Origin of the sequence: Rhizobium sp. WCS2018Hpa-16, assembly GCF_031843705.1 — a bacterium.
GTDB classification, from domain to species: domain Bacteria; phylum Pseudomonadota; class Alphaproteobacteria; order Rhizobiales; family Rhizobiaceae; genus Agrobacterium; species Agrobacterium tumefaciens_C.
Genome location: NZ_JAVTIX010000003.1, coordinates 164,324 through 178,486, shown reverse-complemented (window position 1 = coordinate 178,486; position 14,163 = coordinate 164,324). Strand labels below are relative to the sequence as shown.

The window sequence follows — 14,163 nt, the reverse complement described above, 5'->3', positions numbered from 1 at the left end:
CTCGCGCCTTCGAGGATGTCCATGGCTGACGCGAAAGCATGGCGATGTGGCCGACCGAGTTAGCGCTTACGCAACCGTCCGCGCATTGATGCCGTCAGCATGTGCCATGTGCATCGGTCCGCCCTTGTGGCGCGGAAAACCGTAACCGTTGACCATCACGACATCGATATCATCTGCGTTCTCGGCAATGCCTTCAGTCAGCACGGCCATCCCCTCTTTCTGGATAGTAAGAAGGATGCGGCTCATAATGTCTGCTTCGGTAAAAGAGCGGCGGGTGATGCCGGCGCGCTTGCTTTCATCCAGAATGATATCCCTTGTTTCATCATCAAGAACAGGCTTGCTGGAGCTGTAATCATACCAACCCTTGCCAGTCTTTCGGCCCAATCTGCCTGCTTCACAAAGCCTGTCGGCGATATGGGCAACGCGCGCACCGCTTGGTCTTGATAACGCCTTGGCCTTGCGCTGCGCCCAGGCAATGTCGAGACCGCTCATGTCCTGCACCTCGAAGATACCCATTGCGAAACCGAAATTGCGCATGGCAGCATCGATCTCGTTCGGCAGGGCGCCCTCCTCCAGCATGAATTCGCAGTCACGGCGATAGGCTGCCATGATCCGGTTGCCGATAAAGCCATCGCACACGCCGGAAACGATCGGGATTTTCCGCAATCGCTTTGCCAACTCATAAGCCGTTGCCAGCGCAACGGAGCCGGTTTGCGCTCCCCGCACGATTTCCAACAGCTTCATGATGTGGGCAGGCGAGAAGAAATGCAGACCCAATATCCTCTCCGGATGGTCCGTAGATGCCGCCAGCAGGTTCACGTCCAGATAGGAGGTGTTGGTGGCCAGCACAGCCGTATTCGGCATGATGGCATCGAGTTTCGAAAAGACTGCCTTTTTGACGGCCATATCTTCAAACACCGCCTCGATAACGAGTGGGCAGCCTTTCAGAGCCTCATACTCCACGACTGCGAAAAAGCGCTGCATGGCCTCCTCGGCTTTCTCGGCGGAAATCACCTTTCGCTCTGCACTTTGGGAAAGCGTCGTCTGGACCCGGTCTCGCGCTTTGTCCGCGGCTTCTGCCGTCTGCTCAACAAGAGTGACGGTTGAGCCGGAGAGCAGCAATGCAGTGGCAATCCCTGCCCCCATGGTTCCGCCACCGATGACACCGACATGCGATAGATTGACAGAGGCGGCATTCAGGTTCTTGAGGCTCTGCCCAGCACTCCGTTCCGCAAAGAAGATATGCTTCAAAGCTCTGGATTCGTCCGACAGTGACAACCGCAGGAAACGTTGTCTCTCCTTGACGAGCGCCTGTTCGGGATCAAACATTGCCGCATCTTTGAGGGCACCAAATGCTTCGAGCGCAGCTAGAGCGCCCCGCGCCTTGGACGTGACTGACCGCCGGGCAGCGTCCCAATCCATATTGCCTGCATCTTTGACGTCGCGCTCAAGTAAAGGCGGCACAGGGTTTTCCAAGAGTTTGCGCGCGAAGCGCTTTGCGTCCGCCAAGAGATCGACATCTGCAATCCGGTCAATCAGACCCGAGGCCAGACCCTCCTGCGCTGAGATCGGTTTGCCAGTGGTGACAAGATTGATCGCCTTTTCCAATGGGATCAACCGGGGAAGCCTGACAGTGCCACCCGAACCCGGAATAACTCCGAGAGTGACTTCAGGCAGGCCCAGTTTCGTTCCCTTCGCCGCAACGCGTCCATGGCATGCCATGGCAAGCTCCAGTCCGCCGCCAAGCGCGGTACCATGCAAGGCCGCAACCCATGTCTTGGCGGATTGATCAATCTTCTGAAGCACGTCCGGCAAATACGGCTTTTGCGGATTTCCAAGTTCATGAATGTCTGCACCGGCGACGAAGGTTCTGCCTGCACACGAAAGCACCACCGCGTCGACAGTCTCGTCTGCTTCGATTGCCTCTACTGCGGCAAGAAGTTCCTGACGAAGCTGCTGGTTCAGGGCGTTCACCGGCGGGTTATCAATCGTGACAACCGCAATACGATCTTCAATTTTGAAATCTACCAACGCCAATGTCAGCCTCCTGGTATCGGCCTCTCCCACTGCGTTCCAGCGGCCGAGAGGAATAAAAAATGCGGTCGTGAGTGCCGAGACTTCGCTTCCCGCCACTCACAATTGTCTGTTTCAGTTCACGGGATCATTTCTTCAGTTCGGCAACAGCCTGCTGCACATAGCTGGCATCGAAGTAGGTCTCGGGCGCTCCTGCGATCTTTGTTCCCTGCAGGTCACCCAGGAATGTCATGACACGACTGACGGTTTCGGCAGTGATGACAGGCGTTTCAGGATAGGTACCGGCATTCGATTTCCATGCGGCTTCGAACACTGGATCGGAGGTCGATTCAAAGCGCTTGCGAATAGCTGCCTTGGCTTTTTCGGGATTATCCTGAATGAGAGCATCAGCCTTGGCGATGGCGCGAAGGAACTTGACGGCTGTCGCGCGATTATCGGCAAGCCAGCTATCCTGGGCAGAGATTGCAATCGAAGGATATCCGGAAAGCGGTTCATACTGCCCCGATGACATATCGATCAGCATCTTTCCCTTGTGATCCAGCACCGCGATATCCGATGTGGGCGAAGACAGAGCAAACCCGTCGATACGGTCACGATCAAAGGACGCCAGCATGGCGCCGCTGTCGTTCATGTAAAGAAGGCTCATATCGCTTTCAGGAGAAAGCTTGGCGGCTCCTGCCAGGTGGCGCACCAGAAAGTCTGCACTGCCGCCGGCACCGGCTGCGGCGATTTTCAGGCCCTTCAAGGCTGCAAGACGCTTTTCCATCGGCATATCCGGTGTGAGGCCAATGCGCTTTGCGGTCTCTTCCGTGACCACGATGTTGGATGCGTATTGGTCGATCATCGCGCCGATCAGTTTGACCGGCGCGCCTTTTTCAGTCGCGTTGATGGCGTTCTGCACGGAGCAGGAGCAAATCTCGACGCTGCCGCCAACGAGACCAGACATGGCTGCGCCGCCGCCCTTGAACTTGACCAGTTCAACATCAAGGCCCTCCTCCTTGAACAGGCCTCCATCATAGGCGACGAACAGGGGAAGGTGGACGAAGCCATCGGTGCCCAAACCGACCTTGAGTGTCTCAGCTGCGTGTGCATGGCCGCCGATGAGGCCAACTGCCATCGTGATGGCAGCGATAAGTGAACGAGTTTTCATAATTTCCTCCCAGATTTTATAAGATTATTTGCCGTCTATGATGACTGAACTCAGATCGTCAGTTCACGATCATTCGCCACGGTTTTCCAAGGCATCAGTTTCTTCTCCGCGAACTTCACAGCGGTTTGCAGGCACAAGGCAAGGAAGACGATCGCGATCAGAGCTGCGAATACGCCACCGGTATCGAGCTGGCCTGCGGCATCCTGCAACAGGTAACCAAGGCCACGGTTGGACGCCATGATCTCACCGACAATCGCGCCGATCAAAGCATAGGGAACCGAAAGCTTGAGGCCGGTGAAGACCCATTGGATTGCTGATGGCATGATGACCTTCGCAACCAGATGGCGTTCTTTCGCACCCATCAGGCGAAGAATTTCGATCAGTTCGCCACTGACGCTTCTGACACCGCTATAGGTATTGAGAAACACAAGAAAGAAGACGATGGCGGCTGTCAGCATGATCTTCATTTCGATGCCGATCCCGAACCACATGATAAAGAGCGGGGCTAGAGCGACTTTCGGCAGGCTGTAAAGCGAGACCAGAATAGGATCCAACAGCTTTGCGAGTGTCTCATTTCGCCCGAGGATCAAGCCGACCGTGATGCCTGCTGCCGCGCCGAGCGCAAATCCGCCGAGCGTTTCCACCAAAGTGATCCAACCGTGGTCGAACAGTCGGCCTGTCTTCAAGAGAATCCAGAAACGTTCTCCAACTTCAACTGGATTGCTGACGAAGAATGGATCGGCAAATCTGCCGGAGGCGAACTGCCAAAAGCCAAGAAGCCCCAATATCAGCGCTACACGTCCAAAGAATATTTTCATTATTTCCTCCCGGAATCAGTTATCGCACCTGCACTTCCCGAGGTCAGTGCGCAGCATTCATTGAAGGTGCAAGAATGTCCCAGAGATCGGAGCACAGTTGCTGGTAGGTTGGATCCTTGCGCAGCGCGAGGATTGAGCGCTCTCTTGGAAGCTGAACCTCGATATTCTGAACGATGGTGCCAGGTCGGCCCGAAAACACCAGGCATCGGTCTCCCAGCGCCACGGCCTCGTCGATATCATGGGTGACGAAAAGCACTGTTTTCTTCAGGCGACGTGACAACTGAAACAATTCTGTCTGCATCTTGATCCGGAGCTGCGCATCGAGAGCGGCAAAGGGCTCATCAAGCAGCAGCGTTTCAGGGTCGTATGCCAACAGTCGTGCCAAGGCTGCGCGCTTGCGCATGCCGCCGGAAAGCTGCGTGGGGTAAGAGTTCAAAAACTGCGTCAACCCGACAAGCTCGGCCAGCTCTTCAACGCGCGCGTTCCGGTCGGCTTTCGACATTCCACGGATTTCGAGCGGCACAGCGATGTTGCCCGCAACAGTGCGCCAGGGAAGAAGGTGGTCGCTCTGTGTCATATAACCGGTGCGACCATTCACATCAGTAATGGGCACATTGCGATAGGTTACAGTTCCAACGGTCGGTGCAAGCAGACCAGCCGTGAGGTTCAGCATAGTAGACTTTCCGCAGCCGGAAGGACCAACAATCGTGACGATTTCCCCTTCACGGATATCGACATTGATGTCTCTGGTCGCCTGTATCTCCGCAGCACCGGCCTTAAATGTCTTGCCGACATCTTTAAACGAGATGACGACCTCGGCCTGCGTCTGGACAGGAGCCAGGGACACTTTTTTTGTGATTTTTTCGGTAGACGACATAAATCCTCCCATGCATGCGTTGGAGCTCATCGTACCGTTGAACGTCAGCTTAGATGGCTCAGGATTGGCTAGATACGCGGAAGGGTCGATGGACAACCGCAATCATTCGACTGCTTGATTTGGTTATCACGACCAGAGCCTCCCAACTCATCGCGCGCAATCCCTATGCTGTGAGGGTGAACTTTCCGCCATGAAGCCGCAATAAACTTTCATGGGCTGCATGCCCAACCTTTAGTTGGGCAAGACGATCTTGGCGTAAACGGAGATACCGAGCCCGAGGGACTACGGATATAGGACGACAGTCACGACATCGAAAGAAGAAGATCCATAACGAGGTCGGGGCGATCCACCATGGGATCATGGCCGCAGTCTGGCAATATCGCCGTTCGCCAAGAGGGATCTGCCTCGCAACGCGCCAGCGCTTCATCAAAATAGGGCTGAGGAAACAACGGCGTGCGCACATAGAGTTTCGATGGAACACGCTCTCGCGCACCCGTCAGCTGGAGGCGTTCGAGCGAAACGCCGATGGGTTGCGGGGTGATCTTGGAATCGACCCATGCTGCTTTGACCGGATCCTGTATGCGCAGGGCAGCGGATGTGGGGCCGGCTCTGGAGGCTTCATTTCGTTCAAGCGCCTGCGAAAACGCCTCTTTCTGTTTTTCGTTGAGGAAATCGAGACCCCGATTTTGATCTTCCGGCAGAAAGGCATCGAGATAGACGATGGCGTTGACGCGACCTTCCAGTTTCTCAACAGCGCCGCTGATAACCCATCCGGCGTAGGAATGACCAACCAGGATAACGTCTTGAAGCTCCTCCCACAAAAAGAGATTAGCGACGTCATCAATGTGCGTGGAAAGCGTTATGTCCGAACTCATAAGGTGAGACCGTTCTCCGACGCCTGTCAAAGTGGGCGTAAAGACCCTGTGACCGGCGGCAAGCAGACCTTCACGCAGCTCGCGCCAAACCCACCCTCCATGACCCGCACCAGCGACCAGAACGAATGTTTTCGAGGCTTGAGATGACATCAGCATAATCCTTCAATGGAGGTAGGTGTTTTCGTGCAGAACCTAAGCAAATTGCTTGCTCACGCCGTCTGGCAATGGAAGATCGAAAGCGGTCACGGTCATGGCAATCATAGTGTAGTAGCCAATGATGCCGATGAGATCGACCATCCCATCCTTACCGATAAGGCCGAGGGCTGAATGATAGGTTTGCTCAGACAAGACGCGATCTTTCACCAGTTCGGTCACGACCCGGTAAACTGCCAGGGCTGCTTCGTCCTTGAAGTCCGGCTCCTCATCACGCCTCAGTGCCTCAATCACGGAGACGTCGACGCCATGGTCAACCGCATCTTTCTGATGGGAATACCAGGGAAGCTCTGCCCGCCAGATGCTGGCCAGTGCCAAAACGGCGATTTCAGAAAGCATCGGCGGAAGGGACGAGCCATAACGGCAATATTCGCCCAGCGCTTGCGCATGCCGGGCCAGTTGTGGCCTGTGCAGCCACAGCGCCAGCGGGCCTCTTACCCTGCCGCGCGGCCCCTGCAAAATCTCGTCGTGGACGGTCTGTTGCTCTTCGCTATACTCATCTGGGCGAGGTGGATTCAGTCGCATATCATGGCCTCCAGAGATAAAAACGAGTTGCAGATATCTGTTGCCGATAGAGTTTCGGTCTGCCCGCAGCTAGGCGGCTAAGCTTTCAGAAAAGCAATATCTGTCAACAACTTGTCACCGTGCAATATGTTTTCTTTCAACGCTGTCTGCGCCTCGTCGCCAAGAGACGCAGTCAACTCCATGAATTTATCGGAGAGTTCACCATCGGACAGCGGATTCTCCGGATCTCCCTTACGGGTTTCCTGATAGTGCTCTAGTAACCGACCATCTTGCAGTTCCACCCGGATTTTTGCCTGGCGCAGACGTGGGTAACGTGCTGCAATCTCATCGTCAGTGGTCACCGTAATGCGGTTCATGAACTGCCTGATAGCCGGATCGCCAAGCGTTTTTTCCGTGAAGGCAGCCAATCGTACATTGCCGGTGACGAGGAGTGCAGAGACGCAATATTGCAAGCTGAACCGAGCATCGCGCGCGCTTTCCACCTGCATTCGATCACAGATCGATTTCGTCGCTGCGTAACCCAAGACATGGATGTGCTTGATATCATCAAGGGAGAATCCATACGTCTCCTTCAGGATCGACAATCCGTCGAGTGTTGGAAAGATATGGCCGCAGCAGCCGTGGTTCTTGAAGGTCATCCTCGTGATTGGCGTCCACTCTCCAAGCCCTTCAAGCGCGGCTTCCCAATTGCCTATGTCATCACTGGTGGCAGCGGCATAGCCGTGAGGAGCATGCAGGCTGTTGAGTGACCCTGTGATTCCAGCGGCGGAAGAAAGGCCCGCGAGAACACCGGCATCCGCAGCGTGACCGCTATGCAATGGCTTGGTCAGCCCTTCACCCTGCAGGTTTTCCTGATGCCCGCCAGCAAAGCTGGTGGAGATCGCGATAGCGTGCGCGATGGTTTCTGCTGACCCACCTTTCAACATAGCCGTGGCCACGGCAGCACCGATTGTGCCGACTGTACCCGTGATATGCCAGTTGCGATAATGGCTCGGTTGCAGTGCCAGCGCGATGCGGCACCCGACTTCGAAGCCGCCAATAACCGCTCTCAGGAACTGCTCATAGGTAGCGCCGACGTCCTGCGCGACGGCCAGCGCCGCTGAAATGGTCGGGCTGCCGGGATGATAACCGCCATCACGGTAGATATCATCGAATTCAACCGTGTGGCTTGCCGTGCCATTGAGAAGGGCGGCATGTCGTGCCGAACCTGCAAGCCCGTCAACATAACATATCGCATTGCCTTGACCCCGTTGGGAAACGAGAGCTTTGGCCAACAGCGGTGCGGGACCTTCACGGCAGCCAGGAATAAGTGCTGCGAACCAGTCAAGCACAGCACGTCTTGCGTGGTGTTCAACATCACCATCAAGCGGCTTTTCATTCCATGCAGCCGCAGCCTCTGCCAAGACTATCAAGGGGTTGATCGTCATTATCTTGTCTCCACACCCTGCTTCCTGCCTAGCCTCTTTTGAGAAGAAGACCACCGTCGACGGGCAGAAGAACACCTGTGACATAATTCGCTTCATCGGAGGCGAGATAAACGGCAGCATGCGCTACGTCCCATGCGCTCCCCATGTAGCCGATAGGGACAAGACCGTCTCTCTCTGCCCTGATCTCATCATGCGTTCGTCCGGTCTCTCTCACCCGCCGCTCGATGGCCATGGGCGTATCGATCAGTCCCGGAACGATGACATTTGCCCGCACGCCAAAACCTGCATTCTCTGCAGCGAGATGCTGGGTGAACGTATTGATGGCGCCCTTGGAGGTCTTATAGGCAACCGTCGGGCGCTTCGAAAGCGAAGATGTCGATGAAATATTAATGATCGACCCGGCCTTTTGCGCGCGCATGATGGGAAGCGCATGTTTGCAGGTCATGAACATGCTCTTGAGATTGACCGTCATGATCCGGTCCCAGTCTTCAACGGCAAGATCCGGTGTCGCGCGATCCCCGGTCGATGTTCCAATATTGTTATGCAGAATGTCAATGCGACCATAGCGCTCGACTGCGACCTCGATCAGCCGCTTACACGCCTCCTCGTCGGTGACATCGGCTTCGAAAACGGTGGAGCGGTCATCCATGGTAAGCGATTGCCGTGTCTCTTCAGCCCACTCAGCGTTTCGATCGACAAGCAGACATGTCGCGCCTTCCTGCGAAAATCGGATCGCAGTTGCCCGCCCATTCCCCATGCTGGAACCGGGCTGCTGCCCCGCCCCGACAATCACCGCAATCTTACCGCTCAATCTCCCGCCCAAAACTTCCTCCTCCATGCTAGTCTTCCTCAAGGGAAGGGTATCAGGGGGCACCCATGTGTTTGCCTGATGTTTAGTCAGGCCGGTGCAGCGTTACCTTTGCAATCGCGGCCGGCCCGCATGGTCATCCATGTTACGCGCCGAGAAAAACTCTGGCACCTCGCCGACCTGTTCCAACAGCCAGTCGATAAAGCGCTTGGTCTTCACGTTAACGGAGACACTTGTGGGCCAGACAACGTAAAACGCGGATCCGGTGGGAACAGGCCTGTTCAGCGGACGAACCAGACGCTTTTCCGCAATCGCCTCATCGATGATGCCGATCTGCCCCAGCGCCATCCCGAACCCCTTTTCCGCTGCCGAAAACGTCAGGAGAGAACTATCGAACTCCATGCGTTGATGATGTGCCAAATCGACATTGAGCGCTTCGGCCCATTGATCCCAGGCCCTTCGGCGATAACGTGAGTGGATCAGGTTGCAATGGGCGATGTCGTCGGGCTGCGCGAGCGGGCCGACGGTCTCAAGATAGCGCTCGCTGCAGACGACATCGATTTCCTCATCGAACAGCTTACGGCATCGTGAATCACGCCAGTTTCCGGAGCCGAGCTGGACAGCAACGTCGAGATGGGTGCCGCGGAAATCGAGCGGCTCCACACGCGTATCGAAGCGGATGCGAATGTCTGGGAATTTCGCCGTGAAATCCACCAGCCGGGACATCAGCCAGTAGTTTGCGAATGTCGGGTAAATTCGCAGATTTATGGTGCTGTCCGTTTCCTGATTGATGATGCGCTGGGTGGCCATTTCGATTTCATCGAAAAGACCCGATATTTCCTGACCAAAGGCACGTCCCACTTCGGTCAGCTTGGCAGATCGCGTTCCCCGTTCAAACAGGCTGACGTTCAGATAATTCTCCAATATCGAAATCTGCCGGCTGACTGCGACCTGACTGACGCCAAGCTCTCGTGCCGCGGCGGTAAATGTCTTGTGTCGGCAAGCGACTGCGAAAGCGCGCAGCGGGTTGAGCGGTAAGTTAAGTCGCCTCAAATGCATAATGTCAGGTTTCCCTAGAGCAACGATTGGGCAGTGGAACTTTGCACGGCACCCTGTCATTTGTGAGCAACAGGCGGACGGCAGGCTTGTTTTGGAAGGTCCGTTGCCTCAACCAAGGCGTCATGCGTCTCAATTCTCTCATGCGGAAGGAAACTCTCCGATGACACAGCTTCGCCGGGTTCCAGTGGATCGGCCGGCCAAGATCGCCATTCTGGACGACTATATGGGTGTCGCCCACCAACTCGCGGATTGGAGGACGCTGCAACAAAGGGCGGACATCAGGTTCCTGACGCGACCATTGACGGACCCGGCCACGGAGCTTGCCGAGTATGACGCGATTTGTCTCTTGCGAGAACGAACCGCAATCCCATCCGATTTGCTTCATTCTTTGCCCAATCTTCGTGCAATCATCGCAACCGGCCGACACAACCGTACCCTGGCCTACGACGCTGCTGAAAAGCTCGGCATCAGCGTGATGTCCACGACGGGCAGCGGCAACGGGCAATACGCGACCGTCGAGCTGGCATGGGGCCTCATCATTTCTCTCATGCGCCATATTCCGCAGGAATCTGCGGCGATGAAGTGCGGAGAGTGGCAGAGCAGGCTTGGCAGCAGCCTCTACGGCAAGACGATCGGTATCATCGGGCTTGGACGGCTGGGAAGCCGCATGGCCCATGTCGCAAAGGCATTCGGCATGACTGCTCTGGCCTGGAGCCCCAACCTGACTGCCGAGCGCGCCGAGGCCGGAGACGCTGTCTTTTCCTCCCGCGACGATCTTTTGCAGCAGTCTGACGTGGTCAGTCTTCATCTCGTGCTTGGCGAAAGCACACGCGGCATTATCGATGCGGACGCCATCTCGAAAATGAAACCGGAAGCGATCCTCATCAACACGGCGCGCGGACCGCTCATCGATCAACAAGCGCTGATCGCCGCGTTGAAAGAGCGGCGTCTGCGGGCAGCTGGTATCGATGTTTTCGATCATGAACCCCTGCCTGCCATTCATGCGTTACGGGAAATCGACAATGTCTTGCTGACGCCACATCTCGGCTATTCGGTCCGTGAGACATTCGAAAGCTTCTACAAGGAAACTGTCGAGCATCTGGAAAACTGGCTCGACGGCACGTCTGTCACCTAGGCTCTGCGCCAAAGGACAGGCGCTAAATGCCCGTAAACGCCCGGAACGCCAGGCGCTTACGGCTTATTTTACGTCACTGCGCGACGATGCTGCGCTCCTGCGCCAACTTCACCCAGAGGTCCATTTCCTTTTCGATCTGCGCTTTGAATTCCGTTGCCGACCCGGAGCCGGGCTGAACGAAATTGTCTGCTAGGACTTGTTTGAAACTGTCCTTCTCCAGTGCCTTGTGCATATCGGCGTTGATCTTCTCAACGAGTTTGGGATCCATGTTGCCGGGGCCAAACAGACCATTCCAGCCGTCGATCTCAATGCCCGTGACGCCGTTTTCGCCGCTGGACTGCACATCTGGCAATGCGTCGTAGCGGTCTGGCCCAAGGATAACGAGTGGCTTCACCTGCCCGTTGTTTACATATGGCATCACGCTTGCGGTGTTGCTGATATAGACATCGGCATGACCGCCCATCAGGTTGACCTGCGCTTCACCGCCGCCAGCAAAATGAACCACATCACCCGGAATATTGCCCTGCTGCATCAACAGTTCAGCAGCAAAGTGGCTCGAACTTCCCACACCCGCTGTGGAGAAGAACATGGGGCGCTCTTTCGCTTCCTTCAGGAAGTCGGCAAAGTTGTTGGACTTCACATTTGCGCCTGCCACGGCCATATAGGGGCTGGTCGCGACCATGCCGATTGGCGTGATGTCGGTTCTGGGGTTGAACGGCAAGGATTTCTGGACAGCCGGAGCAGCGGCATGTGCAGCCGTGTTCACAAGCAATGTGTATCCGTCCGGCTTTGATTTCGAAAGAAAGGCCGTGCCGATCATCGATCCGGCACCCGGGCGGTTTTCAACGATCACGGGCTGACCCCAAATCTGGTTCAACTCGTGTGCCAACTGGCGGGCGATGAGATCGGTCGAGCCGCCTCCGCCATAGGGGATGATGATCGTAACGGTCTTGTTTGGAAAGTCCTCAGCCACGGCTGTACCAGCAGCAGCGACGAGACCCAGCAATGCGAGCTTTATAAATTTAAATTTCATTCGTTTTTCCTCCCTTTTCATTTGATGATGGCAGGGCCGATTGAACCGCCCTGCCGATTTTTCACTCCCGCCCCTCCGTGGCGAGAGTTTCGAAACGAAGCTTTTCCCTCTTTCGTTGACGAAGCGCCGCAATCACGTTCCAGATCAGAATGGCTGCGGTGATTGCGAGGATGATGCCTGTAATAGGGCGCTCGACGAGGTGCGTGATGTCACCTCTTGCCAGAACCATGGCGCGGCGGAAGTGCTGCTCGATCAAAGGACCAAGAACGAAGCCAAGCAAAAGCGGCGCGGCGGGGAAACCGAATATGCGCATGACATATCCAAGGAAACCAAAGCCGCAAACGACCATCACATCAAAGGCACTATATTGAACGCTGTAAGCGCCGATGCAGACGAACATCACAATTGCCGGGTACAGCATCTTGTAGGGCACAGAAAGCAGTCGAACCCAAAGACCGATCAAGGGCAGATTGAGGATCACGAGGAGCACATTGCCGATCCAGAAGCTCATAACGAGACCCCAGAAGAGGCTTGGCTGCTCGCTGATGAGCTTCGGGCCGGGATGGATGCCATGCACCATCAGCGCGCCGATCATCAGCGCCATGGTGGCGCTACCGGGAATGCCAAGCGAAAGGGTCGGGATAAAGCCCGTCTGGTCCGCGGCATTATTTGCGGTTTCGGGAGCGATAACACCCTCGATTGCACCCTTACCAAAACGCTCCGGCGTTTTCGAGATGCGCTTTTCCACGGCATAAGCCACGAAGGACGCAACGGACGGGCCGGTGCCAGGCAAAGCCCCGAAGAACGATCCGATTGTCGAACTGCGGAACATTGGACCCCAAGACTGCCGGATATCGTCACGCGTCGGCATCATCGAGCGCATGTTGAAGGCTTTTGGATTGAGGCTCGACGTATCCGTTTTGCGAACGGAAATCATGATTTCCGTAATGCCGAACAACCCCATGGCGAGCGCACTGATGCTGAGACCATCCAGCACATCAAGAGAGCCGAACGTAAAGCGTTCCGAGCCGCTCTGCGGATCCATGCCCACAGTCGCAAGCAGGATGCCCAGCACGACCATGGCAAGCCCTTTGACAACCGAGCCGTCTGAAATGGCCGATGCCGAGACAAGACCAAGAACCATCATCGCGAAATATTCTGCCGAGCCGAACGAAAGAGCCCATCCGGCAATAAGGGGCGAGAAGACGCTGAGCACGATGATCCCGTAAATCCCACCATAGAACGAGCCGATTGCCGTCATCGCCAGCGCAACACCGGCTCTTCCCTGCTTGGCCATCGGGTAGCCATCGAGGCAGGTCACGGCACTGGACGTGCCGCCCGGAATGTTCAACAGAATGGATGCCGTGCTGCCGCCATAGGCCGTGCCATAATAAATGCCCGCAAGCATGATCAGCGCGGTCGTCGGCTCCAGATGAAATGTCAGCGGAAACAACATGGAGATCGCTGCAAGGGCACCGATGCCGGGCAATACACCCACGAGCGTTCCCAGGAACACGCCGATAAAGCAATACAGCAAATTGACAGGCGTCAACGCGGTCTCAAGACCGAGTGCAAGATTTGAAAGCAGATCCATCACAGCGACCAATCAATCAGAGGAATGGGAAGCTGGAGACCAACAATGAAAATCAGCCAGGCCATGACACACAGCACGACGGCCAGCGTCAGGCTAAATAGCGGGCGAAATTTCTCTTCGGCAAAAGTGGCAACGATTGCGCTGCCAGCGACAGCAGGAATGAGGCCGAAAGGCTTGATCAAAGCGCCGAAGACGAGAACGCTGCCGAGCACGATAATGGGCACGATCCAGCGAATTTCAGTCGGTTCTGCAATGCGGAAAAAAGCACCGATTGCGATGACCGCTCCGAAGACCGCCAGCAGACCTCCCAGGGCGACAGGTATCATGCCCGGCCCCATTCTGGTCACCGTCCCTGTCGAATAATGCAATGCAGCATAGGCAGCAAACGCCACCCCAAGCGCCAGCAAGAATAGTCCTCCGGCGAATTCTCGCCTATCCATATTCATCACGTGACGCTCCTCCTCTTCGCTACGTAACCCTCCACGGTCTTGCATTGATGAGGAATGCGCCGCCGACATTCAACTTGCAAAAAGGGCATGTCTGCATAACCAAATGTCAGTCTAACTTTTTCGTCCCGCGTGATCTTCTGGAAGAGTGAGTGGATAGGAGGCTGCT

General features: G+C 55.8%; 13 protein-coding genes. 1 reads left to right on the top strand and 12 read right to left on the bottom strand.

Features of this window, described 5'->3' with window-relative positions:
- Window positions 1-66 precede the first annotated feature (66 nt).
- The 9 genes from RQI55_RS12035 to RQI55_RS11995 all read right to left on the bottom strand — a co-directional run bounded on the left by RQI55_RS12035 (window position 67) and on the right by RQI55_RS11995 (window position 9,786).
- A complete protein-coding gene (locus tag RQI55_RS12035) occupies window positions 67-2,037 on the bottom strand; it encodes a 3-hydroxyacyl-CoA dehydrogenase NAD-binding domain-containing protein (RefSeq protein ID WP_311272626.1) in 1,971 nt (656 codons plus the stop codon).
- A 124-nt stretch (window positions 2,038-2,161) separates the two neighbouring features.
- The gene (locus RQI55_RS12030) at window positions 2,162-3,184 is read right to left on the bottom strand and encodes an ABC transporter substrate-binding protein (protein WP_042616658.1); all 1,023 of its coding nucleotides are present in this window, start codon (window positions 3,182-3,184) and stop codon (window positions 2,162-2,164) included.
- A 50-nt stretch (window positions 3,185-3,234) separates the two neighbouring features.
- A complete protein-coding gene (locus RQI55_RS12025; RefSeq protein ID WP_311272625.1) occupies window positions 3,235-4,002 on the bottom strand; it encodes an ABC transporter permease in 768 nt (255 codons plus the stop codon).
- A gap of 43 nt (window positions 4,003-4,045) precedes the next feature.
- A complete protein-coding gene (locus RQI55_RS12020) occupies window positions 4,046-4,879 on the bottom strand; it encodes an ABC transporter ATP-binding protein (protein WP_042616660.1) in 834 nt (277 codons plus the stop codon).
- A gap of 302 nt (window positions 4,880-5,181) precedes the next feature.
- Complete coding sequence (locus RQI55_RS12015; RefSeq protein ID WP_311272624.1) at window positions 5,182-5,904, bottom strand: alpha/beta fold hydrolase; 723 nt, start codon at window positions 5,902-5,904, stop codon at window positions 5,182-5,184.
- 42 nt (window positions 5,905-5,946) lie between these two features.
- A complete protein-coding gene (locus tag RQI55_RS12010; protein WP_311272623.1) occupies window positions 5,947-6,492 on the bottom strand; it encodes a carboxymuconolactone decarboxylase family protein in 546 nt (181 codons plus the stop codon).
- Between the two features lie 77 nt (window positions 6,493-6,569).
- On the bottom strand, window positions 6,570-7,919 hold the full coding sequence (locus RQI55_RS12005; RefSeq protein WP_311272622.1) for an MmgE/PrpD family protein: 1,350 nt from the start codon (window positions 7,917-7,919) through the stop codon (window positions 6,570-6,572).
- 28 nt (window positions 7,920-7,947) lie between these two features.
- Entirely contained in the window at window positions 7,948-8,757 is an 810-nt protein-coding gene (locus tag RQI55_RS12000) for an SDR family NAD(P)-dependent oxidoreductase (RefSeq protein ID WP_311272621.1), read from the bottom strand.
- Between the two features lie 75 nt (window positions 8,758-8,832).
- A complete protein-coding gene (locus RQI55_RS11995) occupies window positions 8,833-9,786 on the bottom strand; it encodes a LysR substrate-binding domain-containing protein (protein ID WP_192064831.1) in 954 nt (317 codons plus the stop codon).
- Window positions 9,787-9,946: 160 nt separating this feature from the next.
- Here RQI55_RS11995 and RQI55_RS11990 point away from each other — a divergent pair, with 160 nt between their 5' ends.
- Window positions 9,947-10,921 carry a D-2-hydroxyacid dehydrogenase family protein gene (locus RQI55_RS11990; RefSeq protein WP_311272620.1) on the top strand — a complete coding sequence of 325 codons (975 nt, stop codon included), beginning with the start codon at window positions 9,947-9,949 and terminating at the stop codon, window positions 10,919-10,921.
- Between the two features lie 73 nt (window positions 10,922-10,994).
- On the opposite strand, the gene RQI55_RS11985 is transcribed toward RQI55_RS11990, so the two are convergent.
- The 3 genes from RQI55_RS11985 to RQI55_RS11975 form a co-directional block, all read right to left on the bottom strand.
- Complete coding sequence (locus RQI55_RS11985) at window positions 10,995-11,954, bottom strand: tripartite tricarboxylate transporter substrate binding protein (RefSeq protein WP_311272619.1); 960 nt, start codon at window positions 11,952-11,954, stop codon at window positions 10,995-10,997.
- 61 nt (window positions 11,955-12,015) lie between these two features.
- On the bottom strand, window positions 12,016-13,548 hold the full coding sequence (locus RQI55_RS11980; RefSeq protein WP_192064834.1) for a tripartite tricarboxylate transporter permease: 1,533 nt from the start codon (window positions 13,546-13,548) through the stop codon (window positions 12,016-12,018).
- Window positions 13,548-13,994, bottom strand: coding sequence for a tripartite tricarboxylate transporter TctB family protein (locus RQI55_RS11975; RefSeq protein WP_311276915.1), 447 nt, complete (start codon window positions 13,992-13,994; stop codon window positions 13,548-13,550). Before RQI55_RS11975 ends, RQI55_RS11980 begins: the two co-directional genes overlap by 1 nt.
- Window positions 13,995-14,163: the final 169 nt, after the last annotated feature.